General features: G+C 59.1%; 19 protein-coding genes and 1 tRNA gene. 9 read left to right on the top strand and 11 right to left on the bottom strand.

The features are described from left to right. On the top strand, positions 1-1717 hold a 1717-nt coding region (locus SGJ19_18530), incomplete at its 5' end, for a serine/threonine-protein kinase (GenBank protein MDZ4782247.1). Between the two features lie 459 nt (positions 1718-2176). On the opposite strand, the gene SGJ19_18535 is transcribed toward SGJ19_18530, so the two are convergent. The 3 genes from SGJ19_18535 to SGJ19_18545 form a co-directional block, all read right to left on the bottom strand. Beyond that, complete coding sequence (locus SGJ19_18535; protein MDZ4782248.1) at positions 2177-2458, bottom strand: hypothetical protein; 282 nt, start codon at positions 2456-2458, stop codon at positions 2177-2179. Between the two features lie 612 nt (positions 2459-3070). Further along, positions 3071-4618: a pre-peptidase C-terminal domain-containing protein gene (locus SGJ19_18540; protein ID MDZ4782249.1), complete on the bottom strand. Its 1548-nt coding sequence runs from the start codon at positions 4616-4618 to the stop codon at positions 3071-3073. A gap of 357 nt (positions 4619-4975) precedes the next feature. Next, positions 4976-5833: a hypothetical protein gene (locus tag SGJ19_18545; GenBank protein ID MDZ4782250.1), complete on the bottom strand. Its 858-nt coding sequence runs from the start codon at positions 5831-5833 to the stop codon at positions 4976-4978. 578 nt (positions 5834-6411) lie between these two features. Here SGJ19_18545 and SGJ19_18550 point away from each other — a divergent pair. The 3 genes from SGJ19_18550 (at position 6412) to SGJ19_18560 (ending at position 8028) form a co-directional block, all read left to right on the top strand. After that, positions 6412-6648, top strand: coding sequence for a hypothetical protein (locus SGJ19_18550; protein MDZ4782251.1), 237 nt, complete (start codon positions 6412-6414; stop codon positions 6646-6648). A 418-nt stretch (positions 6649-7066) separates the two neighbouring features. Further along, positions 7067-7312, top strand: coding sequence for an exonuclease domain-containing protein (locus SGJ19_18555; GenBank protein ID MDZ4782252.1), 246 nt, complete (start codon positions 7067-7069; stop codon positions 7310-7312). Between the two features lie 185 nt (positions 7313-7497). Further along, entirely contained in the window at positions 7498-8028 is a 531-nt protein-coding gene (locus SGJ19_18560) for a hypothetical protein (protein MDZ4782253.1), read from the top strand. 256 nt (positions 8029-8284) lie between these two features. Here the strand turns inward: SGJ19_18560 and SGJ19_18565 are convergent, their stop codons facing one another. The 4 genes from SGJ19_18565 to SGJ19_18580 form a co-directional block, all read right to left on the bottom strand. Then, complete coding sequence (locus SGJ19_18565) at positions 8285-8707, bottom strand: TIGR03067 domain-containing protein (GenBank protein ID MDZ4782254.1); 423 nt, start codon at positions 8705-8707, stop codon at positions 8285-8287. A 396-nt stretch (positions 8708-9103) separates the two neighbouring features. Continuing rightward, the gene (locus SGJ19_18570) at positions 9104-9319 is read right to left on the bottom strand and encodes a helix-turn-helix transcriptional regulator (GenBank protein MDZ4782255.1); all 216 of its coding nucleotides are present in this window, start codon (positions 9317-9319) and stop codon (positions 9104-9106) included. Between the two features lie 10 nt (positions 9320-9329). After that, on the bottom strand, positions 9330-9986 hold the full coding sequence (locus SGJ19_18575; GenBank protein ID MDZ4782256.1) for a DUF2975 domain-containing protein: 657 nt from the start codon (positions 9984-9986) through the stop codon (positions 9330-9332). 633 nt (positions 9987-10619) lie between these two features. Beyond that, positions 10620-10889, bottom strand: coding sequence for a hypothetical protein (locus SGJ19_18580; GenBank protein MDZ4782257.1), 270 nt, complete (start codon positions 10887-10889; stop codon positions 10620-10622). Positions 10890-11473: 584 nt separating this feature from the next. Here SGJ19_18580 and SGJ19_18585 point away from each other — a divergent pair. From SGJ19_18585 to SGJ19_18595, 3 genes are read left to right on the top strand one after another with little or no spacing between them, the layout of a single operon-like run. Then, positions 11474-12757 carry a TolC family protein gene (locus tag SGJ19_18585; GenBank protein MDZ4782258.1) on the top strand — a complete coding sequence of 428 codons (1284 nt, stop codon included), beginning with the start codon at positions 11474-11476 and terminating at the stop codon, positions 12755-12757. After that, positions 12754-13992 (top strand): efflux RND transporter periplasmic adaptor subunit, encoded by a 1239-nt coding sequence (locus SGJ19_18590; GenBank protein ID MDZ4782259.1) that lies wholly within the window; start codon positions 12754-12756, stop codon positions 13990-13992. The genes SGJ19_18585 and SGJ19_18590 overlap by 4 nt, the downstream gene beginning before the upstream one ends. An 18-nt stretch (positions 13993-14010) precedes the next feature. Continuing rightward, a complete protein-coding gene (locus SGJ19_18595; protein ID MDZ4782260.1) occupies positions 14011-17088 on the top strand; it encodes an efflux RND transporter permease subunit in 3078 nt (1025 codons plus the stop codon). On the opposite strand, the gene SGJ19_18600 is transcribed toward SGJ19_18595, so the two are convergent. From SGJ19_18600 to SGJ19_18610, 3 genes are all read right to left on the bottom strand, one after another. After that, positions 17085-17834: an isoprenylcysteine carboxylmethyltransferase family protein gene (locus tag SGJ19_18600; protein MDZ4782261.1), complete on the bottom strand. Its 750-nt coding sequence runs from the start codon at positions 17832-17834 to the stop codon at positions 17085-17087. The two genes, SGJ19_18595 and SGJ19_18600, sit on opposite strands and share 4 nt — an antisense overlap. 28 nt (positions 17835-17862) lie before the next feature. Further along, positions 17863-18438: an isoprenylcysteine carboxylmethyltransferase family protein gene (locus SGJ19_18605; protein ID MDZ4782262.1), complete on the bottom strand. Its 576-nt coding sequence runs from the start codon at positions 18436-18438 to the stop codon at positions 17863-17865. A gap of 271 nt (positions 18439-18709) precedes the next feature. Continuing rightward, positions 18710-19075, bottom strand: coding sequence for a hypothetical protein (locus tag SGJ19_18610; GenBank protein ID MDZ4782263.1), 366 nt, complete (start codon positions 19073-19075; stop codon positions 18710-18712). Between the two features lie 170 nt (positions 19076-19245). Between SGJ19_18610 and SGJ19_18615 the strand changes: the two genes are divergently transcribed. Beyond that, complete coding sequence (locus SGJ19_18615) at positions 19246-22572, top strand: N-6 DNA methylase (GenBank protein MDZ4782264.1); 3327 nt, start codon at positions 19246-19248, stop codon at positions 22570-22572. Positions 22573-22873: 301 nt separating this feature from the next. Then, a complete protein-coding gene (locus tag SGJ19_18620; GenBank protein ID MDZ4782265.1) occupies positions 22874-24640 on the top strand; it encodes a recombinase family protein in 1767 nt (588 codons plus the stop codon). Here SGJ19_18620 and SGJ19_18625 read toward each other — a convergent pair. Beyond that, positions 24622-24696, bottom strand: a tRNA-Pro gene (locus tag SGJ19_18625). The two genes, SGJ19_18620 and SGJ19_18625, sit on opposite strands and share 19 nt — an antisense overlap. Positions 24697-24857 lie beyond the last annotated feature (161 nt).

Raw genomic sequence — 24857 nt, forward strand, 5'->3', positions numbered from 1 at the left:
ACGTTTGGGCGAATACCCGGAAGCAAAGGAGTATGCCGATCGCTTTCCAGCGCATGCCAAATTGCTGCAAGACCAGATCTCGCTGCATCGCGCCCTAGAAGACACGGACGTCGGCCAGACTGCAGCGTTGTCCCAAACGATCATGATGCCTGGCACGTCGATCGCGGATCGCACTCCCGACACTCCGACCAACCTAGTCATTCGGGAAGGCCTGTCGTCGCAGTGGGAGATTCGGCCGCTGCTGAGAAAGCGCTTGCGGCTCATCGCCTTGTTGAACAGCGTGCTGATTGTCCTAAGCTTGCCGGTTTGGTGGCCACTGATGGTCAGCCCGGGACCCATTGTTGCCTACTTGGTGGTCGGAGTCGGCTCATGCCTAATTACGGTCTGGCTCTGGGGCCACCGACCAATTCCGTTACTAACCTTACGGTGGATTGAGGCAGTTTCGTTTGGCGTCCTGGTGCTCTATTTCGGCTGGCAAGATTTCTGGTTCTTTAAATCCGGCTGGTTTGCCACGCTCGCCTCGTACCATTTGCCAGGCGTCGTCACAGCGGTTCGAAGTCAGAGCGGGCAATGGGGTCTGCTGATTATTCTTTACGGGATTCTGATTCCCAACACGGCGCGGCGTGCGCTCGCCGCCGTCGCATTGCTGGCGTGCGTTCGTCTAGCGATCTTGGGTGGCGTCGTCGTGACGATCGGCGATGTGGCGAATGCCGACACAGTCAACTTTTTTTTGATTACCATCCTCGGTATGTTTGTGGTCGGCGCCATCGCAGTATTCGGCGCGCATCGAATTGAAGGCTTGCGTCAGTCGGTATCCGAGGCCCGGAAGTTGGGACCGTATCGGCTAATCCGACCCATCGGCGCCGGCGGGATGGGGCAGGTCTATCTAGCCGAGCATGCACTACTCCGGCGACCCTGTGCGCTGAAGTTGATTCGCCCCGAACAAGTCGGTGATGCGCGATTTCTGGCTCGATTCGAGCGCGAAGTGCAAACGCTGGCCACGTTGACGCATCCCAACACGGTCCGAGTCTACGACTACGGCCTGGCCGCCGATGGCACTTTTTATTATGCCATGGAATACTTGTCCGGTTGGTCGCTTGAAGCACTTGTGGCCCGTGAAGGCCCACTTCCGCCCGCGCGGGCCGTGTACCTCTTACGCCAGGTCTGCGGCGCATTGCGCGAGGCCCACGCGGTCGGCTTGGTACATCGCGATATCAAGCCAGCCAATATCCTGGTTAGCGAAATCGGCGGAATGCATGACGTGGCAAAATTACTGGATTTCGGCTTGGTCCAGGTGGCAATCCCCACCACCGACGTCAACCTGACTGGCATCGGCGCCATTGTGGGAACGCCCGCCTTTATGTCGCCCGAGCAAGCCGCCGGCAGCGCTAATGTGGATTCCCGTTGCGACATCTATAGCCTTGGCGCGGTTGCGTATTTCCTGGTCACCGGAAAAGCGCCATTCACGCGATCTACGTCCGTGGAAACCATGGCCGCCCATCTGGCCGAGCCGGTCGTCGCGCCCAGCGGGCTGCGCGCTGAAATCCCCAGCGACTTGGAAGACATCATTTTACGATGTCTCACCAAGCAGCCGCACGATCGGTTTCCGAATGTCACGAGCCTGGAGCAGGCCTTGGCACGCTGCGCATGTCGCGACGACTGGTCAGCGGAGCAAGCCGCCAATTGGTGGCTAACTGCGACAAGCTCAGTTTACTAATGCTATTTTCAACGGAGCCGAACCCCAGTGCGGCCGGCGGAACGCCTACCAAACTACGTCCGTCGCTTGAATATGATGAAAGCCAATGGATACAAGTGGAGGCGCGGTAGGCTGCACGTCAACAAAGTCATACGCGGATCGCTCCATGAAGACGTCCGGCGGGGTGCCTCGTCGAACTCGAAGACTTGACGTGTTGAGGGCGGTCGGAAGTGGTCGCTAGTTGAGCAAGAGTCTCCTCGGTCGTGTGGCGGTCGGTGTCGCCGGGTTAGTTTTTGCGTGACGTGTCGCGGAGCGGCCAGCTGTGGCAACGTCTTCGGCGTTTGGCGTCCTGGAGTTAATAGCTTTCGCCTGTGCTTGCCAGGATCTGGCAGCGATGCGTTAGTCGATCGGGGGCTAGACCTCAGTCTCCGGTTGCTGAAGCGATATTATTGCGGCTGACGCGCTGGAGCGCGGCTCGTGTCAGCGGTGCTCGCTCGCCCATTGCACCCATTGGTCGAGCAGAGTAGCCGCGCCGGGCGACAGGCTCTGTCGAAATCCCTGAAGCCGCACGCGCAACTCCATGAGCGCGCTTTGCTGCTCTGCCCGGGGCAGCACCTCGAAAGTGCGTTGGCCGCCGTGCAGACTTTTTTGCTGTCCCATCAACTTACGTTGTTCGTCCGCAATGCCCATCGCGGCGCCATTGGCGTTGTTGCTCTTCGTCTGCGTGACCGCAATGAGGCGACTAATCCCGTCGATTGCCATGTGAGCACCCTCGCATCGTCAAAGACTCGACACTATGCTTGTTGTTCTGTCATCAGCGTCTCCAGACTTGCCACGCCGTAGGTAGCAAAAGTCATTGCAGTTGATTTAGACGGTGGTTTCCCTGAATCATGGTCGGCGCGGTGCGCGCCAGCGGAGGAAAAGCCAGGCGATCGAAAGCGAAAGGACCGTCGTCGCGCGGACAAGGGACCAAACGTCGAATTCATGGCCGCCCAGACGGATTGCAATCAACCCGACAAAGAACGCCACAACTACAACCAAAATGCTGATCAGACGAAGTGGATGATGGGTGATCGCTTCGATAAACCGTGGCACAGGACCTCCGCGGCCCACCAGTGTGCCGCATGTGAAAGGAATTCTTGAGCCTGAAAGCACTAGCGCTCGGCGTAACGGGCGTTTTCCTCTAACAGGTAAATCTCGATCGACGGACAAAACGCACGGTGGCATCACGTTTTTTACTTAATGCGAGGTTCACCAAGTGCCGTTAGGCGATGTCAGCGGGCGTGTAGCGCCCCGCCGTAGTCAACTCCGTTGGCCAAGTAGCGGCCGTCATCACTACATCGCTCGCTACAGGCCGTGTCGCATGTCTCCTAATCAGCGCCGTCGCACCGCCGCGCGCTTTGGCGACAGGATACCAAACGCCTCGTTTTCTCCGATTAGACGAAACAGCGCGTCAAACAGGAGGGATGGCGGCGGGATGCGATATCGATCGCCATGACTGTCGACGGAGACGACCGGCGCCGAAGTCGGTGCGCCAACCGATTCGCCGAAGTGGTTGCGGACCGCGTTCAGGTCCTTGAGGTTGACGGTGCCGTCAAAGGGATAGGCGTCGCCCGGGATGCGTGGGCCGCCGATGACTCCCTCGCCGAAATAGTTGCGGACCGCGTTCAGGTCGTTGAGATCTACGTCGCCGTCACTGTCGGTATCGCCAATGAGCTCGGAACCGTCCGGCCCGTCGATGGTGAGGGTGTAATCTGGGTTCGTGTCGAGGTGTGACTTCCCATGCACGCGGATGTAAAACTGATCGCCGCCGCGGACCGGGATCGAGACGTGCTCGTCGTCATCCGTGGAGTTGGATTGCGTGACGTATTGGCCAAAGGAGTCCAGCAACTCCAGGTCGATGTCCCCCTGTGCATGGGTGAACAACACGTCCACGTCCAGGGTGCCGGTGGACGGCGCGGTCCAGAGGTAGAAATCGTCGTCCTGAAAAGCGAGCGACAGTCTGCCGAGCGACAGGTCCCCTGTCCCCACGTAGGTCCGGTAGTCCAGAGCGCCGTTCGGTTCGAAGCGGTCGCCTGCGATTTCCGGACCGTCGATCGACAGCTCGTAGCGCGGATTGGTCGCGCCGTTGTAGCCGTACACCTGGACGTAGACTGATTCCCCTGCCGAGACGCCCCACGTGACCGACTCGTGGTTTTCGAACGAGGTTGAGCTGGCAACCTCCGTGCCGCTGCGGTCATACAGCTTCAAGTCCAGGTCACCGAAGGCATGGAGGAAGTCGATGTCCACCCGCAGTGTGCCGCCGACGCCGGGGAGCGCCGTCCAGAGATACCAATCGTCGCTCGACTGAAACTCCTGTCCCGGCCCGCGATGGACGGTCAGCCCGCTGTATCCTTGATTTCCGACGTGAAGATTGAAGGCCTGTGCCAACTCCTCGTTCGGCTCGCAGAAGTCGCTGGGAATCAGTCCCGGGCCGTCGATCTTGAGCGTGTAGCTCGGGTTGGTTGCGCCGCTGTAGCCGTACACACGGACGAAGTACACCGCTCCGGCTTGGGCCAGGTAGAAGACGTGTTCATTGTCCGTGGTTTTGTTTGACACGGCCAACACGCCGCCGCCGGCATCGTGGAGCACCATATCGATATCGCCCGCCGAGTGCTGGAAGTCGACATCGATATTGAGATTGCCGTCGGCCGGCGATGTCCAGACATACCAGTCGTCGTTGCCAGACTCGTGGATCGAGAGTCCCGCGACGGTCACATCGCCGGTCTCGACGTAGAAGGCTGCGCCGAACGAGTCATTCGGCTCAAACACGTCGCCGACTAGCAGCCGGCGCTGTTCCAGCAGCTCAAGGCGGGCGGTAGCGCACTTACTAACGCGCGAGCGGGGCCAGTGCCTGGCGTGCGTATTTGAGTGCGTCTTCATGGCTTGGCTCCGAGAAAATGGTCGGTTTTTTGCATGACGAGTCGGCTCGCCACTTCGGTGGCCATCAGATAGGCCCGATGGGCATTATTCTCGTTCGTTCGCGTACAAACATCAGGGGAATTCTCATACGAGCGCCTGGAATCCATCTTCCTCCGTAAATTCTTCGAGCGGAGGAAACGGTAATTCCTTCTTGATAAACGGGATAAATGTTGGGCTCACGGAGAAGGTCACGCGACACTTGGGACCTGCCATCCGACGAATCGCATCAATCGAGACCTGAAAAATGGGAGAACCTCGCGTGCAGATATCGCTCGCGGTGCCGCTTGCGACGCCGGGAGGCCGGTCGGTGTCCTCCATCTAGAGTCGAAACGTGCCGTTGCCCATCTGCGAATGTTCCAGGTCGGCGGCGTAGTCTTCACAGCCTGGCGTCTCTTCTTCATCCCACAAGTTGATTTTCCCTCCCGAACCGCGTGGATTTACGGCCCTACCTGTGCGTCGGCGGAGCGCCGACACAGCAAGGACAGTCGCGGCGAGACATCCCAGGACCATCGTGTTAGGCTCGGGGACGTTGGCCACGGTGACCGGCAGTACGAACGCCTGGTCGAAAATGCCGACGTCAAATGACGGGTTGTTGACCGTGCCAATGTCGTCCGACGGACCGGTATCGACGATGCTGAATGAACCTGTTCCGGCCTTGAGGGCGTCCGCGTGAATGCGAATGTTAACAAGCGGATATAAATTGCTCGGATCATACGCGCCAGCGTCAAGGGTTAGATCGCGGAGGACCGCAAAACTGGCCGTGGGGGCTGCGTCCGAGCCGTTAGTGATGATCGGGTCGGAAAAACCGAATGCCGTCAAGCCGGACCGCGTGTTGTTAGCATCGTTGAGCGGCTGAACTCCCGTCGCGATTAATTGGTTCGCTGCGTTCTGGGCGAAGTTAAGCCGGAAGCCCCAAGCGAACAACCTATTGTTTACACTGTCGACGATGACAGGATTCGTCGGGCTCGGAACGCCGACCGTTCCCGTGTCTTTAAGCACGACCTGTAGAAAAACGTCCGGGCCCCCCGGTTGCAATTGCAGGCCGACGACCGGATCAATGAGCGTTCCCGGCGTTTGCTGCGTGATTGTCGCCGCAGTTCGGTACTCAAATACCATGTCGGCGCGCGCAGAGGAAAACGTCGCCAAGGCTGCCAGCGTAAACAGAGGAATTCTCATCACACGTGTCCTTTTAGTGAATGGTTACCGGGTTCATTCGTGACGTCGTGCATTTCACGTGCGACCATCAGCACCTCGATCTGTTCGACACCGAATATCCCGATACGCGGTCAATGGTGGCATCAGCGTGATCGCTTCCAAACAACAAAGTCATCCGCACTTTTCTCGCCGAGCATGACTATCGTCGACCCACTCCCGAAGAAGGCACTGATGCCTTCTGACAAGACACGAAAAACAGGGATGGCTTAAATCGTCCGCCATTTATTCGGCGCAGTGGCAGCATGTGGCCATCGGGCTACATGCGGAGCGCTCGACCAGTGCGAGTGTGGTGGTTCGGCCCAGCGCCGTCAAGGAATTTCGCTGCAATTGCCGACGATTAGCCGAATACTGGCAAAACCGGCTCTCGCAGCATGAGCCCCCCGCAGTGGCACGCGATTTGCCCCAAGCTGACCGGGGAACCCTATGGGTGACTTCTTCCGTATAGGTTACTGTCGAAAGCGACTACTTGCGGTTCGATCGGCATCGATTGGCCCACCGGCCAGACCCACAGGCTAAGCTTGTCGCCGAATGCGTGCGCAATGGCGTCTCTTCGACGTGGGGAGCATTTGGCCAACGGCAATCTGACTTTGTCCATTCCCTGGTCGTTGAACAGTCTGGCCGGCTATTCGCCGGAAACAAGTGTGGAGCAATGGGGCGTCGGCTATGCGTCGAACCGAGTGGGCCGGCTGGTCTTGAAAGAAGTGCGGCATTTCAACGCGGCGAACGAGTTGGTGTTCCAAGACACGACTCAGCGCGTGGTTCACACGCTGGAATAGCGTGCCGTGCCGCAGCGCGAAAGAGAAATCCACACTCACCGAAGCCTGACCACAATGAAAACTCGATCTTTACGATCGCAAACGTCCCGGAAACATCGCGCCCCTGACCTCGTGCTGATGATCGTGTTACTCGCCTGCGTGGCATTCGCGATTGACCAGTGATTCCCACCGCGCAAGAAGGGCATGGTGATTTTATCTATACGCCGGTAAGACTTATTCGTTGAGCGAGAGTGTGAGTATGCTGGCAGTGACCGCGCGGGGGAAAGGACCGAGTCCCCGGCGCGGCCTGTCGTTTGACAATGTCGCATCAAGGTAAGGTACAAAACTCCAGCTTTATGAACCTCCCCAATCGACATGGTACGCGTTGTCTGTTGCCGGCGCGATTTGAGTAGCCATCGACTTCATGGCAAACTCTGCCATGGCCGAGAGAATGATCTTCTTAGATTTGGAAACGACAGGACTAAATCCCCGCCGGCATCCGATCATGCAACTCGCCGCCATCGCGGTCGACCAATCGCTCGCGCCACTAGAAGCGACCGAACTCAAGATCCGTTTCCGCGAACAAGCTGCCACACGGGCGAGTCTGCGCAAGAATCACTATTCGGCCCAGTGGTACCGAAGCTGTCATGAGGTGCCATCTGGAAGCGCCAGCCGGCTGAACTAGGCCCGGCTGGGGTACCCCGGCTGCCATTCTATCCCATTTTTCCGTCTGCTTGGTACCATCCTCCCATCTCTCGAAGGTGGAGGAAGGTTCCATGAAACGAAATTGGGATGAGCTGGAGCTCGCCGAACACTGGTCACTGACGCACGACGAACTTGCGCTGCTCTATTCGTTCAGCACGGTGCCTGGTGACTGGGGAAGTCCAGACGCCGGTGAAGACGTTTCGCTTTCAGCCTGTAAAGGAGGCCGAATACTACCAGGTCGAAATCTCAGGCATGGCCGAGTTCGCCAATTGCCCCGACTGCGCGGCGCTCGATGGCGTTTACATCATGGGGCCGATGCAGCAGATCCATATCGACGGCGACCCAGTGAATTGCTCGCACGGCATGTTCCTCGCCACAATCAGCTACGCCGACTCCGACGAGCCCGGCTGTTATGGATTGATCGGGCTGCAGTTCTATCAGGCCGGCGGGGCGTTCCACCTCCTGGTGAACTTGCAAAGTGGCGGCACACCGTGCGGGCAAGGCGGCGGCCAGCCATCGATCGAATGGGAAATGGACTTCGCTCCCAGCGCCCCGGACTGCCTTTTCCTGGACGAGTTCGGTATTCCCCAGCCGCGGTCGCTGACCTGGATCACCAACGGGCGTCCCGACCACCGAACGCTGCGACGGCGGCGGCGCGACCTGTGTCGTGACGGCGATTCCCAGTCCGTGAGGTAACGTATGTGGTGCGTGTTTCAGGCAACGAATGATCCGCATGTGCATCGCTGTGCGAGGTGTGGATTTGTAGTTGCGCCGACGAGATTTCCGCCGGAGAAGTTACGGCGGCAATGTCAGATGTTGGCGGCGACATCGTGACGGCATCGTTGCTCGATCGAGTTCGCAGCTATCACGAAGCCCGGGATCGAACAATCAGAGATCATGTGACGTAGCCCGTGGCTGGTGGCGGTTGGCTGCAGCGTAGGTTTAGGCCTTTTCATGGACTCTTTCGCTTGCAGATAATCAACTCTTGATTGTTTTTGTCTGATAATTCTGTGGGGCGCGAACCAGAAGCGGCGACCACAATCTTCAACGAATCTCCGTTCAACTCATATGCAACGCTGACAGGCGTCGAATTGGTAAGCGTCTTTTCTGGCTGAATAACAATAAGCTTGAGGCTGCTGACAGTCTCCAACTTGAACGAATACTTCATTTCCTTCCCAGTCTCGTCTTGGAAGGTAAGCTTATCTCCCCTGAAGACATACTGGTAAGTCACATTCCTTTTGTGGCCGTTTTGACTTTCTGATTGCGCCAACCAAATTCCTTGAATGTTTGCTTGGTCCGTAGATTTCGGCGCGTCTCCGGCGCAGCCGCACAATGAAGCGCAAACAAGAACCAGTGTAATGAGCGAGGTCTTCATAATCTCGTAATGCTAAAACGAATTGCGCGTTGAACGGAGCCGATTGGCGAGCGGTGCTATGCGGCTGACGGGGTCGACTCCCGTTCTGCTGAAGAATCTACCGCTGGACGTCATGGTCGGTCAAGCAAGAATCATGCGGCGGAAGCGTCGGGCGTCAAATCGTTGTCCAACCGAAAAGCGAGTAGCGACAACAGCTTGGCATGGCTCGCACGGGTGCGCGCTTGTCAGCTTTTTTGCGGCTCAAGCGCGAATCGCCGCCGATCACGAATCGAGCGCGCGCCGTGAGTGCTAGGCTCAACCGAGGATCAGCCTGCGCAGCCTTCCGCTCGCAATGTTTGAGCAGCCCACCGAGCCGTTCGTGGCAGTCGACATCATTCGTCTCAGACCAACGTCGCGTTAGTACGAGGTGCCGCTCCTGTATTCCAAAATGTCCCCAGGCTGACATTCGAGCGCTCTGCAGATCGACTCCAGCGTCGAAAGCCGAATCGCCTTGGCCTTGCCGTTTTTCAAGATGGAAATGTTGGCGATCGTGATGCCGACTTTTTCGGACAACTCAGTGACGCTCATCTTCCGCTTGGCCAACATGACGTCGATGTTGATGATGATTGACATGCGGGTCTCGTCACACCGTTAATTCATTTTCGGATTTCAGATCCACGCCATTTTGCGAAATCCGCTCAAACATCGCCGCCGCTACGGCGACGACGATCGAAGGAAGAACAATGAGGAGCCCGAGAAAAATCGGAGCGCCAGGATTGTCATTGTCTTCGCCGCTGGCCAGCAGAATCCAGATTTCCTCGACGACGACAAAGCCAATGATGGCTAGCGCGCAGTATTTGATGATCCGCAACGCCTTCACGACTTCCTGCGAGAAGACTTGATCTCTTCCGATGTAGCCCAATGCGCGGATCGCCTGATAGAGTGCCACAAAGAATGGAATGGAGCCTGCGTACACCAGCACCAGAAACGGATCCTGGAAGTAGATCTCAAATTGCGAGGCGTCCTTGTTCCTGCCTTCGATCTGAGGTTCCCACAGCAACAGCGCAAGAGCGGCGAGGCCAATGAGCACAATGACGATCTGAAGAAAGATGATTGCGCTTCGTTTCATGGGTGATCGACTTTCTCGGCTATTTCTCAGCGACGAAGACAATTTTTCTTCCTTCGTGAAAATCAACTGCAAGGGACCGCGTTTCAGGGCGTCCCGGACTGTTTTCATCTGATCGAGGCTCTCTCGAGAGATCAGCTTCAGGTCAAATAGCGCTTCGACGATCTTGGCCATGTCGCGGGGCGTCGAAATGATCTCAAAGATGACCGGGTGCATATCCCGCCCTGGCTTCTAGTCGTTGCCGAATCGCCAATAAGTGATGCATTCGTTCTTCATCAGGTCGACACGTTCGGCGACCATGTACGTATCCTTGAGCCCAAGCGCACCCGGATTGATTCGTCTGAATACGGATGCTGGTCGAACTGCGGAGGCGGTTCAAGATTCACAGGGACTAACTTCCCTCAGCCATCTCATCAAAAGCAGTTCGCTCAGGCCGGTTTATCGCAAAATAGCAAGGTTTTATCGTATGTCAATAGTATTTCATTGTTCTAGTTAGGGGCGATTCGCCGGCGCGCTGCGAAATTGGGTTAATCGGCGTCAGGTGCCAAAAGATTTCCCAGCGAAAGGCGATTAGCGGCAACGGCTTGGCATGCACGAACGTGCAAGCCATTGCCAGCGGGGTGGCGAACCTGAGCCGGAAAAGCGCCGTGCGAGTCGGCTCAGTGCTTTGACAACTTCCGATTTAATCGAGCCGATCAAGTGTGGGCCTTCGAAGCCGACGTTATCTTGGTTTCAGGCGCATCGGACGCGACCGGCAGATCGGCCTGCAGTTCTACCAGGCGTTTGGCGCGTTCTACCTTATTCTCGTTACGACAGTGCGGCAACAACTTGCGGCCAAGGCGGTGGCCAGCCCGCAATCGAACGGCAGAAGGATTTCGCTCCCAGCGCCCCGGACTGCCTTTTCCTGGACGAGTTCGGCATTCCCCAGCCGCGGTCGCTGACCTGGATCACGAACGGCGTGCCGACGACCGAGCGCTGCGACGGCAGCGGCGCGACCTGCATTGTGACAGCAATTCCGGCTTCCTTAGGTGCGGCATGTGGTGCGTGTTTCAGGCGACTGACGATCCGCGGGTTCACCGGGGTGCCCGGTGCGGGTTTATAACCGCGCCGACACGGTTTTCGCCAGATCGGGTAAGGCGGAAATGCAATGCTACGTCATTGACCACATTACAAATGCCGTCGTTCGCCGAGCGCGTGCGAAGTTACCGAGAGGCTCGCGAGACGTGGATTTCGGCGGGGCGGCAAGTTCGCAGTGAGGAGGAGATGGCACGCCTACACGCGATCTGCCGAACGTGCGCGCAATTCAGCGGAGCCAGTTGCAAACTCTGCGGGTGCGCGATTCATCCATCTCGGACATGGCTGAATAAGCTTTACTGGGCGACAGAGAATTGTCCTGATGTTGTTCCGAGATGGTAATGCCGCAAACTTTGCCAGTTTTTTGGTTTAGTTTGCCGGCGTCGGTTCCGATGAACCAAAGATAAGCGATCGTAGCGAATGGGCCTTCTTTGCCGAGCGTGCTGGGCTGTGCGATGCATGAACGTGTACCCCCTGGCGGCGGAGCCGGGCGGTTCGCTACCAAGGCGCACCGTTGGGTGCTCGTGCTGCTTGCACTTGCGAGTCTAAGTGGTTGTCGGACACCTTACGCGGCTGACCGCAACTGCGTGTCCACGCAGTTGGTTACTCGTACGGGACTGGAGCTTGGTCCCCCATCGTGCCCAGGGCAATTCGCGCTCCCGAATGGATCGTCGCTGCAAGACGGACTCTCGGAAGACGAAGCGGTGGTGATTGCACTTTGGAACAACGCGCTCTTCAATGAGTTGTTGGCCGACTTGAACGTGGCGCGTGGCGACCTGGTGCAAGCGGGTCTGTTACCCAATCCCGAGGTCGTTTACTTCGTTCCGGTCAACGACAAGCCATTCAAGTACGCGCTTGATTTTCCGCTGGAATCGCTGTGGCTGCGACCCATTCGTGTGCGCGCAGCGGCTCGCGAATCGTCGCGTGTCTCGCAGCGTTTGACGCAGTCCGGCCTCGATCTCATTCGCGACGCCCGGCAAGGCTTTGCCGACGCCCTACTGGCTCAGGGGCGGCTGGAGGTAGCCCGGCAGTCGGCCGCGATGCGCGGCGAGATCTTACGGGTAGCAGAAGCACGACTTCAGGCCGGAGACATCAGCGTCCAAGAGACAGTTACCGCCCGCATCGACATGCTGCGGGCGCGGCAAGAATTGAGCCGCGCCGGCTTTGACGTCGCCCTGGCCGAAGAGCGGTTGAGAAATCTGCTGGGGGTCGGCGACGACCGCAGTCCGTTGAGGCTCATTGCCGCTCCGCTGCCACCACTCCTGCGATTGCACGCCGACACCCTGGTGGCCGAAGCGACCAGCACGCGCCCGGATGTTATGTCCGCGAACCAGAACGTGGCCGCGGCGGCCGAACGGGTGCGTCTCTCTCGCGTCGGCTGGGTGCGATTCCTGGGCATTTTGGACGCGACCAGCGGCACACGCACGGGGCACGAGTTCGGCCCGGCGCTGCGAATGACGCTGCCGATTTTCAACTGGAATGAAGGCTTGATCATCCGTGCCGAAGCGGAATTGGAACGGGCGCGGCGGCAGCGACAGACGGTCCACAACCAGGTAGTCATGGAAGTCTACCAGGCACATGCCCGCGTAGAGCAGGCCAGGGCGGAATTGGACGTCCTCGACCGGCAGGTGCTGGTCGAAGCGGAGCGATCGCGCACCAGGGCGGAAGGGGCGTTTCGCGAAGGCGACACGGCATACATAATTGTGCTGGAGACCATTCGTCAGGTTCTCGACAGCCGATTGCGTCAACAGCAGCTTCACGCCGACCTCCGCCGCGCCTGGGCCGACTTGGAGCGCAGCGTGGGACGCCGCTTGACTGCCGAGCCGTTGCCACCGCCCGCCGCGCCCTTACCCCCGCCCCAAACCCCATGATTGCACCGCGCCGCCCTTGTCAGAGAGAAATCAAGCTGGCAGTGCTGATGTATTCGTTGCTGTGCTTCGGCTGTAGCGACGATCAGGGGGCGGGCAAGGTCGCTGGATCGAAATCGCCGGCTAATGTACCCAAGGTTTTGAACGAGGCGCAAGTCAATGTCATCACGCTTACGCCGGCGGCAGTAGAGCGGCTGCACCTGCAATATGGAACGATCGAACGCACTGGGGTTCGCCGCGTGCGCATCTATGGCGGCGAAGTACTGGTTCCCGCCGGCAAGACAATCCTTGTCGCAGCGCCGCTCAGTGGCGTACTGCAAGCCACGCCGAACGGAGTACCCCAAGCGGGAACCACCGTCGCGAAGGGAACGCCGCTGTTCACGCTTCTTCCACTCTTGTCGCCCGAGTCTCGAGTTACGCTCGATGCCGCGAAGACGGATGCCCAAGGGCAATTCGACACTGCCACGGCGCAACTCGGCGCGACCCGGATCGCACTCGACCGCGCCAAGCGCGTGTTTCAGACCGAAGCCGGCAGCCGTCGCGCGGTCGACGACGCCCAAGCACTCTTTGATGTGGCTCAGGAGGCGGTCGAGGCGGCCCAGGCGAGGCTGACGCTGTTGGAACGTGCCCTCGGGGCGACCGCTGAAGGGACAGCCGCCGAATTGGATATCGTTGCGCCGCAAGCGGGACTTCTGCGCGCGGTATTGGCGCTGCCCGACCAACAAGTCCCAGTCGGGGCTCCGCTCGTAGAAATTGTCAACTTGGAGCGAGGTTGGGTACGCGTGCCCGTGTATGTCGGGGATCTGACGGCGCTTGATCGCGAGGCCGAAGCCTCGATTGTGGACTTCACGGCCCAAGCGAATGTTACCGGAATTCCCGCGCGACCCGTCGTCGGTCCGCCCTCGGCCAATCCGACCGCAGGCACGGTGGATCTCTTCTATGAGTTCGACAATCCGTCGCTGCAGTACAATCCTGGCCAGCGTGTCGGCGTCAACCTAATGCTACGAGGCGAGGCCGACGCGCTCAGCGTACCGTGGAACGCCGTCGTGCAAGACGTGTACGGAGGCAGTTGGGTCTACGCGAAAGCGGGCGAGCATGCGTTCGAGCGTCGTCGCGTGTCGCCGCGCTATCTGGTCGATGGCCGCATGGTTTTGGCGGACGGTCCGCCGGAAGGGACGGCAGTCGTGACGGACGGGTCGGCCGAACTGTTCGGCACCGAAACCGGGTTCAGCAAATAGCGCCGACAGGAAAGACTCATGCTGTCCGCAATTGTCTCGGCGTCGGTGCGCTATCGCGTGGTGTTGCTGGCGCTCTGTATCGCGCTGCTGGTCGTGGGCTACCGATCATTGCAGCGCGCCCCGTTCGACGTCTTTCCCGAGTTCGCGCCGCCGATCGTCGAAATCCAGACGGAGGCCCCCGGGCTTTCCAGCGAGCAGGTTGAAAACCTGGTCACCGTGCCGTTGGAAAATGCCATGATCGGGATTCCGAACGTCAAGACCGTGCGCTCGAAATCGGTGCTCGGGCTTTCGCAGGTAGTCCTCGTGCTCGAACATGGCGCGGATCACCTGCGCGTGCGGCAGTTGGTACAGGAACGTGTGGCTACCGCTGCGCGTCAGCTTCCAACCATCGCGCAAGCCCCGGTGATTCTGCAACCGCTTTCCTCCACTAGCCGCGTGATGAAAATTGGCGTCTGGTCGGAACAGCTCGATCAACAACAGTTGACCATCCTGGCGCTGTGGACGATTCGCCCCAAGTTGATGAGCGTGCCGGGCGTCGCGAATGTGGCGATTTGGGGGCAACGCAATACACAATTTCAGGTCCTTGTCGATCCGGATCGCTTGCGGGCGCAGGGCGTGTCGCTCGACGCGGTGACGCGCGCGGCGGCCGACGCCACGGCGCTCGACACCGGCGGTTTCCTGGATTCCCCGAACCAACGGATGGCGATTCGCCACGTGTCGCCCGTGCGCACGGCGGAGGACTTGGGCCAGGCCGTCGTGGACTCGCCCGGCAGCGCGCCGATGCTCTTGTGCGATGTGGCGTCCGTCAACACCGGCTTCCCTCCGCCGATTGGCGACGCGGTGATCAACGATGGCCCAGGACTCTTGCTGATTGTCGAAAAACAACCAGAGGGAAACACGCTGGACGTCACGCGAGGCATTGAGCAGGCGTTGGAGGTCCTGAAGCCAGCCTTGGCCAACGTGGAGATCGACTCCACGATCTTTCGTCCGGCGACGTTCATCGAACGCGCGATCCACAACCTGACTCGGGCCTTAGCCATCGGCTGCGCCCTGGTCATCGTGATCCTGATCGCTTTCTTGTTCGACTGGCGGACCGCGGCAATTAGCTTGACGGCCATCCCCCTCTCCCTTGTGACCGCAGTTCTATTGCTTACCTGGGCAGGCGCGACGCTAAACACCATGGTTCTGGCCGGTCTGGTGATCGCCTTGGGAGAGTTGGTCGACGATGCCATTATCGATGTGGAGAACATCGTTCGCCGGGTGCGTTTGAACCGAGCCGCCGGCAGCCCGCTGTCGGCCTTTGAAGTTGTCCTGCGGGCGTCGCTCGAAGTCCGTAGTGCCGTCGTGTTCGCTAGTCTGATCGTCGTCCTCGTCTTCTTGCCGATTTTCTTCCTGGATGGTCTGGCGGGCGCATTCTTCCGTCCCTTGGCGATTGCTTACGTCTTGGCGATTCTTGCCTCGCTCGTAGTCGCACTGACCGTGACCCCTGCGCTGTCGTACGTGCTCCTCACGGGCCGAGCTGCCGAGCGACGCGAGCCCCCGCTCACACGCCTCCTGAAGCGATGGTACGGTGGCATCCTGCCGCGCATCGTCACCCGGCCCTATCTCGCCATGGGCTTGCTGACCGGTGCGTTTCTCATCTCTGGCTGGTTGGCGAATGGACTGGGGCAAGAGTTCTTGCCGCACTTTCGCGAAACCGACTTCTTAATGCACTTCGTGGAAAAACCCGGCACGTCCGTCGAGGCCATGCAGCGCGTCACGGTGGAAGCCAGCCGCGAGTTGCGCGCCATCCCGGGCGTCCGCAATTTCGGCGCGCACATCGGTCGCGCCGAAGTGGCCGACGAAGTTGTCGGCCCGAACTTTACGGAATTGTGGATCAGCATCGACGAAGACGTCGACTACGACGCAACCTTGAAAAAGATCGAGACCGTGGTTCACGACTACCCTGGATTGTATCGTGACGTACTAACTTACCTCCGCGAGCGCATCAAAGAGGTGCTGACCGGTGCGAGCGCTTCGATCGTCGTGCGCATCTACGGTCCGGAGTTGGACGTGCTGCGCTCCAAGGCGAAGGAAGTCGAACAAGCGATCGGCGAAGTTCCGGGCGTGAGCAATCTGAAGACGGAACCACAAGTCTTGGTGCCGCAGGTGGAAATCAGGCTCAAGCCGGATGCCGCGGAACGCTTCGGCATCACCTCCGGACATGTGCGCCGCGCATCAACGACGTTGCTTAAAGGCCTGAAAGTCGGCGAGATCTTCGAAGGGGAGAAGCGTTTTGACGTCGTCGTCTGGGGCGATCCCAAGGTCCGCACCGACGTCGCCTCGCTCCAATCGCTACCGATCGATACGCCCAGCGGCATGCAAGTGCGTTTGGGAGACGTCGCCGAGGTGTTCATCGCGCCCACGCCGAATGAAATCAAACGTGAAAACACCTCGCGCCGACTGGACGTCACTTGCGATGTGCAAGGTCGCGATCTGGCCTCGGTGGCGCAAGAAATCGAAGTCGCCGTCCATGGTTTGTCCTATCCGTCGGGCTACCATCCGGAACTTCTCGGCGAGTACGCGGCCACCCGCGCCGCTACGCAGCGGCTGTACGCACTGGCCGCCGCCGCTATGGTCGGGATCGTGTTGCTGTTGCACGTCGATTTTCAGGCCTGGCGGCCGACGCTGCTCGTGGCCCTGACGGTGCCGTTCGCCCTGATCGGCGGCGTCGTCGCGGTTTGGCTGAGCGGCGGCGTGTTATCCCTCGGCTCGATCGTCGGCTTCGTGACAGTGCTCGGAATCGCAGCCCGCAATGGCATCATGATGATCAGCCATTTCCGGCACTTGGAACTGGAAGAGCAGCAGCCATTCGGGGCTGACCTGGTCATTCGCGGCGCGGAAGAGCGCATTGCGCCCATTCTCATGACGGCCTTGGCCACTGGGCTGGCGCTCGTGCCATTAGTCGTCGCGGGCGATCAGCCCGGGCATGAAATCGAGTATCCGCTGGCCGTGGTTATTCTCGGCGGGCTCGTGACCTCGACGGCGCTCAATCTCTTTTTCGTGCCGGCGCTCTACCTCAGGTTCGGACGAGTCCCAGCCAGCACGGCCGCTTAGGTCGATGGCTGCCGTGCCGAGACGAGGTACGTCGTCCGATGTTTCACCCAGCGCAGCGTCGCATAGCCCATTGCACCCGCCGGGAGGATGAAGCGCCAATGCGGCTCGATATGCAGCTGCCGTTCGACGATGAGATGCTCGACAAACTCGAGCGCGCCGAAGGCGAACAGAACTCCGAAGGCCGTGGTGTACTCGCGACGAATTACCTTGCGCCAATCCAGCGGCGTTTGCGGTCCTCGCCACTGACGCTTCTTTGGCACGAACGCCGGGGTTCCTGTGGCCCATTGCACGAAGGCATCGCCGAACTTGCGGCGGAGAAACTCTTCTTCCGCAAACATGATCCGCTCGTAGTAGAGCCAAAACACCGCGCAGAAGGCGATCGTCAGCCAGAGGTGATGAAAGAACAGGGCGATTCCCAACCAAATCAGGAAGTTGCCCAAGTAGAGCGGATGCCGGACGACCGAATACCAGCCGCGCGAGTTAAGGCACTCGGCGATTTGTTGTCGCGTATTGCGGCCCGACGTACCTTCGGGCGTATGTCCGACGACATGCGCGCGAATGGCCATGCCGGCCAGCGAGACCGCCAAACAACAGAGCATCCAGGCCTCTTGCAAGGAATGCAAGTGCTGCGGGTAGTCAAAATCCAGGCAGGCCTGGACCACGAGCAACAGCAATACGAACGGCAGGTAGCTGCGCCAACGAAACAGCCAGTTGCCCTGGGCTTCCCACTCTTCTTTGAGTGCCATGCATTGACTCGAAGCTGCGGTGATTGGATCAAGGGAGGTGGAACAGGTCTGGCAGCAGTTCCATCGTGCGCGCGTAGGCCAGCCCTTCTCCAGCGACCGGAATGATCATCCACCGCAGCGCGTTGAGGCATTCTCGACGCAGCCCGACGACGTTGACCTCAATGACTGGGGGCGCGCGGTATCCGCGCAGCCGAGGCCAGAAGCGGGGAACAGTATTGCAATAGGACGTGTACTCATCACCAAAGCGATGATGAAGGCGAAACTCTTCTGAGCCAACGGTCACACGAAGATAAACAAAGGTGGCCAGTAACGCCCCCACCGCTAGGGTCAGATTCTGCAGGAAAACAACGAGCGACATCAGCATCAAGAACGTGCCGAAATACAGCGGGTTGCGGCAGAGCGAATACGGTCCCAAAGTCGCCAGCCCGCTCCCCTTGCGCCCGCCGATATAGAGCGTGGCCCAGAAGCGAAAGAAAGCTCCGCAAACGAATAGGACAAACGCGGCCAGGTCAAATTCCAGATCACCCAGCGTGCCTTCACCCACGTACGGCTTCGAAAACAGCGCGCCGACCGCGAAGGGGGCGAGAATGGCGAAGGCCAGCAAGCCGCGGCCGCGAACCCAGCGGCTTTGCGGAGGGAGCGAAGTGATTGCGTCCATGCGAATGTTGCCAAGTCTAGACCGGTAGCGATCCCTCACCAATGAGGTGCAGGGAATCTAACTATGGATGTCGTAGTTCGGCAACGGCATTGGGGCATTGAATGAACGCTTTTTAATGTTCGGGGTCGTGAAAACGGTATTCAATGCCAACCATGAAACTGGTTGCAGCAATGTCCGCCCATTAGCGAGATGCGTGCCAATTCCTTGTCGCCGCGAATCAAGTCGTCGCCAATTGAACGTTTCGACGCAAGATGTCATGGATTTTGGCTGGCGCATCGGCCATGTCCGACGCCCAACGCCCGAATTCCCCGCTGGCATTTACCGCCTTTACCCACTCTTCAAGAAACTGTTGTTTCGCCTTGGCTTCCTCCGAAACCTCACCCTTGACCTCCAGCACAAGCATCGAGCCGTCGGCAAGTCGAATGAGGTAGTCCGGCCGGTGCTTCCTGGGCACACCCCGATGGATGTAATAAATCTCGAATCTAGGATGATCGTTCTTCACCCAGGCCGAGACCAAGTCACTGCGATCCAGCACGTACGCCTCGCTCGCTTCCCAAGTGCTGTCGTAGACGCAGACATTCACGTGGCCCTTCCGCGTATGCTCATTCGGACGGCCGGTGTGCCACGGCCGCATCTGAGACGTCGACAGAATCGGGTGCTCCTCATCGAGTACCGTGCATGCCCTCGCGGACTGCTGGCGAGTGATAAGTCTGGCGACTAAAATCTGACTTTTCCTGTTGGGGAGCGCTGCAAGTGCCCGTTGACGCAAAGCCGCTTTTCCGCCCCGATGTGCTGCGCTCGCATTTGGCGGATTTCAAGCTTCCTTCTTTTGACTCGACCAAGCTCAATCATTGGGCTGGATTGATCTCGTCGGGACGACTGGATAGCTTCAAGGAGCAAGAAATCCTGCGCGACTTCCTGAGCGACTTTTTCGTCGGAGTGCTGGGATATACACGGCCGGCGCACGGGCACAAGCGCTATACAATCAGCTGGGAAAAGCACGTCGAGGTCGACGGCAAATTCGCGGATGCCGTTCTGGGCGATTTCAATGGCGAACAGCGCTTTGTTGTCGCCCTAGAGGGCAAAGGGCCGCGAGACCCCTTGGACCGCCCCTACGCGGGCCGCCGGATGTCGGCCGTCGACCAAGGCTTTCGCTACGCGATCAACCTGAAGTGCGACTGGGTGATCGTGACCTCGATGCGGCAGACGCGGCTCTATCACAAAGGTTCGGATCAGCAGACATACGAACGATTCGATACCGAACAACTGGCCGGTGATGAAAGTGCGCTGCGCCGGTTCGTATTCCTACTGGGGGCGGAACGCGTCGTGCCGAAGGTCGGTCCCTGTCATTTCTATGGTCTGCACGCCGAATCGGAAAAGGTCGGTCGTGAGCTGACCAAGAAGTTCTACGTCGACTACGCGAACATGCGGCAGGACGCCTTTGAGCATCTGAGCGCCGATAACCCGGACGTGTCGCGGCACGGCGTATTGGCGAGCACCCAGAAGCTGCTGGACCGCGTGTTGTTCGTGGCGTTCAGCGAAGATCGCGGGCTGCTGCCAACGGAATCAATCAAGAAGGCCTTCGAGCATCGCGATCCCTATCATCCGAGACCGATCTGGGACAACTTTCGCGGGCTGTTTACCGCGATCAACGACGGCAACGCCGCGCTCGGCATCCACAAGTACAACGGCGGCCTGTTTGCTGACGATGCAGTGATGGATCACTTGAAAGTGTCCGACGAAGTGTGCGGGTACTTTCACGAACTGGGCAGCTACGACTATCGCCCCGCCCATTTGGCGACTGGCGAAGGGAGTCTGATCGACGTTGACATTCTCGGGCACATTTTCGAGCAATCGATCACCGATCTCGAAAAGCTGCGAAACGAGTTGGACGGGCTAGCCGAGCCGCTCGGGGCGGAGAAGCACAAGTCGCGGCGGAAGAAGGAAGGGGCGTTTTATACGCCGTCGTTTATCACGCGGTACATCATCGAACAAGCGCTGGGCGGAGTGCTGCGCGATCGCTTCGAGGAATTGCGCGCCGACCATCAGAAGTCCGCGAAGGGCGCGGCCAAGACCGCACTTGCCGATCCGTCCGTCTACGAACTACCGAAACTTACCAAGCCAGCTAAGGCGGCGCTGGTGACGCTCTGGGAGGCTTGGCAGGACGCGCTGGTCACGATCCGCCTGTTGGACCCGGCGTGCGGAAGCGGTGCATTTCTCATCGAGGCCTTCGACCAGTTGCACGCCACGTATCAACGATCCAACGACCGGCTGCTGGAGCTCCGTGGGCATCGATCCTTATTTGATCTGGATCGGCGGATTCTGGAAAATAATCTCTACGGCGTCGACCTCAACGAAGAGGCGATCGAAATCTGCCGCCTGAGCCTGTGGATCAAAACCGCGGAGCGCGGCAAGACATTGGCAAGTCTGGACCACGCGATCCGCGTCGGTAACAGTGTTGTGAGCGACCCGGCCGTGCATCCCAAGGCATTCGTCTGGCAGGCTGCATTTCCCGAGGTGTTCGCGCAAGGCGGGTTTGACGTCGTTGTGGGGAACCCGCCCTACGTCCGGCAGGAGTTGCTGTCGGCGATCAAGCCGTATCTGCAATCAGCGTATCACGCCTACCACGGGATGGCCGACCTGTACGTCTACTTCTACGAACTCGGGTTGCGCGTGTTGCGGTCGGGCGGTCTGCTCTCATTTATCGTGACGAACAAGTGGATGAAGTCCGGCTATGGCGAACCGCTGCGCCGCTTCTTTGCCGAGGAAGCGTGGGTCGAGTCGGTGGTGGATTTCGGGCACGCGAAGCAGATTTTCGAGGACGCCGACGTGTTTCCATCGATCATCGTGGCGCGGAAACCTACGAAAGCGCCGAAGCCGAAGACGGCACGCCTGTGCTCGATTCCTCGTGAGCAACTTCGCGTGGAAGACCTTTCGCGGCAGATTGATGTGGAGGGGGTGGAGTTAACGCTTGACCAACTCGGCGCAGAGTCTTGGCAGCTTGAATCGAGCGATGTCACTCGGCTCATGCAAAAGATTGCCAAGAATCGCACCGCACTCACTGAATTTGCCGGAATTAAGCCTTATCGGGGCGTGGTAACCGGATGTAACGAGGCGTTCGTGATTGATTCGAAGCTACGGGATCGCTTAGTTGCCGAGGATCCAAAGTGTGCTGAAGTAATCAAGCCCTATTTGCGTGGCCAAGATATTGATCGGTGGGCATCAGAATGGAAGCAGCTGTGGATGATCTTCTCGCGGCGCGGAATCGACATCAAGGTGTATCCATCGCTGCTGAATCATTTGACACAATTTCGTGCGCAGTTGGAACCGAAACCGAAGGCCTGGACCGGACGCGAATGGAACGGACGAAAAGCGGGGCAATATCATTGGTTTGAGATTCAGGACTCGACGGAATACTGGTTGGAGTTCAGCAAGCCAAAGATTGTGTATCAAGAAATCCAGTTTCATCCATCCTACGCGTTCGACTCGTCAGGGACCTTTGGCAACAATAAGATGTTCTTTGTTCCGACTGATGACTGCTTTCTCTTAGCAGTCCTCAATTCTCCTCTCATGTGGTGGCACAATTGGCGATACTTGCCGCATATGAAGGATGAAGCACTGTCACCTGTCGGTTTTCTTATGGAATCGCTTCCAATCGCAGTTCCATTGGACAGCACGCGTCGGAAATCAGATGCTTGCGTTAGGCGTCTAATCGAGATTGCAGCCTTGCAGCAATGTACGCGCGCTGACCTTCTTGACTGGCTTCGCGTTGAACACCACGTCGAGAAGCCAAGCCTGAAATTGCAAGCGCCGACGGAACTCGACTCCGATGCCTTTGTCGCCGAAGTGAAACGCGTTCGCGGCAAGAAGAACTCGTTGTCCGCCGCGGCGCTGAAGAGTCTGCGCGACGAATATACTCGGACGATTGAGCCGGCGCGGATGCAGGCGGCCGAGGCGTTGCGGCTGGAGCGGCAATTGAGCGACATGGTCAACGAAGCCTACGGTTTGACGCCGGAGGAAGTGGCGCTCATGTGGCAAACCGCCCCGCCTAGGATGCCGCTGTCCAAATCGCTGAGTTAAGTCGCCGCGCGCGAATCGATTAGCCAAGAGGTGCCCACGGCGGTCTAAACGCCAAACAGACTTGGACAAACGTCCGTCTAACATGCCGCGATGCACAAGTGAGGGCGTCCAGTGCGCCTCTCAACCTTTTCCGCAGAATACGGTAGAATCAGCGACCCCAGCGCGTCGATGGCCCAAGAAATCGACGATGCTTTCGTTGGTTCTTTCACTGCGAATGACGCCTTGCAACTGCTGGCAAGCACCGTTTCCAATGTGGACGAGTTTCCGGCCTCGAAACACCCTATGGTAACCCGAGATGCAGATGGTTAGCCAACCCACCATTCCCGCCGTCGCGTATCTTCGCCGCAGCACGAATCGGCAGGAGCGCTCGCTGGAGGATCAGCGCAGGGAAATCGAAGCGTATGCCCAACAGCACGGCTACCGCATCCTCCGCTGGTATACCGATAGCGGAATCAGCGGCGACGCGACCGAGCGCCGACTTGAGTTCTTGGCGATGCACAAGGCGGCGACGTCGAGCCGGGACTTCGAAGTGATTCTCTGCTGGGACTATTCGCGGTTTGGGCGCTTCGACAGCATCGAAGCCGGACGCTGGATTCATCCGCTGCGGCAAGCGGGAGTGAAGCTGGTGACCGTTGCGGAAGGCGTGGTCGACTGGGACTGCTTCACCGGTCGAATCATGAACGCCCTGCATGCCGAAGGCAAACACTCCTTTTTGACGGATCTCTCCCGGAACGTGGCACGCTCACTCTCCGGGATTGCCAAGGAAGGCTTTCTTTGTGGTCAGGCAGCGCCGTACGGCTACGACCGCATGCTGGTCGATGAACGCGGCGAACATCGCCAGCGGGTTCGCACCAGCGAAAAGTTCAGCAAGCCTCGCGGCTGGCGTACGACGTTGGTGCTCTCGGACGACCCGAGCAAGGTGGCGATCGTCCGCTGGCTATTTCAGCAATACGCCGATACAGACACCGGCCTCCGCAGTCTTACCGATCAACTCAACGCCAGGGGAGTTCCTGGACCAACCGGCGGGCCGTGGTACGCCGCCTCGATCAAGGCCATCCTGGAAAACCACAACTACACAGGCACGTTCACGGGGGCCAAGCGCCGCGAGGGCAAATACCACAGCGTTGCCGCGGGCCAAGTGCGTGAACGCGACCGTGGCGAAGTGACGCTCTCACCGGCTGGCAAACCCCACGCGGTCGCCAACCCCCGCGAGGCATGGATCGTTGTCGAGGGCGCTCACGAGGCGCTCATCGACGAGGAACTGTTCGAGCGGGTCCAAGCGAAGATCGTGGATCGTCGGCGCAATACGCCCGGCGCGGCCTATCGGACGCACACCAAGGAAAACGGCGACGCTTACCTGCTCTCTGGACTCGTGTTCTGCGCCCAGTGCGGCTGCAAGATGCATGGCAGCACGCTCAAGGCGAAGGGACATTCGTACCCTAAGTACACCTGCTCGACCTATTGCCGGGCCGGCAAAAACAACCCGTCCGGGTGCGGCTGCCACGGCGTCCTACAGGACAAATTGGTCGACGTGGTCGTTCGCAAGCTTCAGACGACCGTGCTCACAGAACGCAATCTAGAGCGTCTACGTGTCGCCCTACGGCAGCAGATTAACGAGCGACGTAATCAGGCGAACAATGGCTCAGACGGCCTCCGCAAGCAGTTGGCCGAGTTAAACCGGGAAATCGATCGGGCCGCCGAAAACTTCCTGCGAGCACCAGCTGAACTTCTCGACTTGATCGGCGGGAAGTTATCGGCCATGAAACGTCAGCGAGACCACCTTGCTGACCAACTGAAACTGGCAAAGGCGAGTACCAAGGCCAATGACACGGACGCCCAAGTGGAGGCCGCGGTTAGCCGCCTGTGGCGACTGGGCGAGGATATGGCCAAAGCCGAACCGGCCCGCCGTCGCGAGGTCTTCCGCCAATTGGTGAGCCGAATCGACCTGCGGTTCGACAAGGTCCAGCGCGGAAAGCGGACAGAATGCCCGCTGAATTCAGGTGAAATCCACCTACGAACGACCGAAGAGAGGATCTTCGGTTCTGTAAATCGGGGCGACACGATTTGAACGTGCGACCTCTACGTCCCGAACGTAGCGCTCTAGCCAGGCTGAGCTACGCCCCGAAATCTGACGAAGAACCATATCTTAGTCGTTTCACGGTGCTGGTCAACGCACGTTCCGCGGCGATGCCGTTCCCTGGAACGGCTTTTTTTCCGCGTGCATCCGGGTCAATGAACGTCCTTGCCGGCAACGCACTCCGGTTGACAGCTTGGGCGGCGACTTT

This window comes from Planctomycetia bacterium (assembly GCA_034440135.1).
Taxonomy (GTDB): Bacteria; Planctomycetota; Planctomycetia; order Pirellulales; family JALHLM01; genus JALHLM01.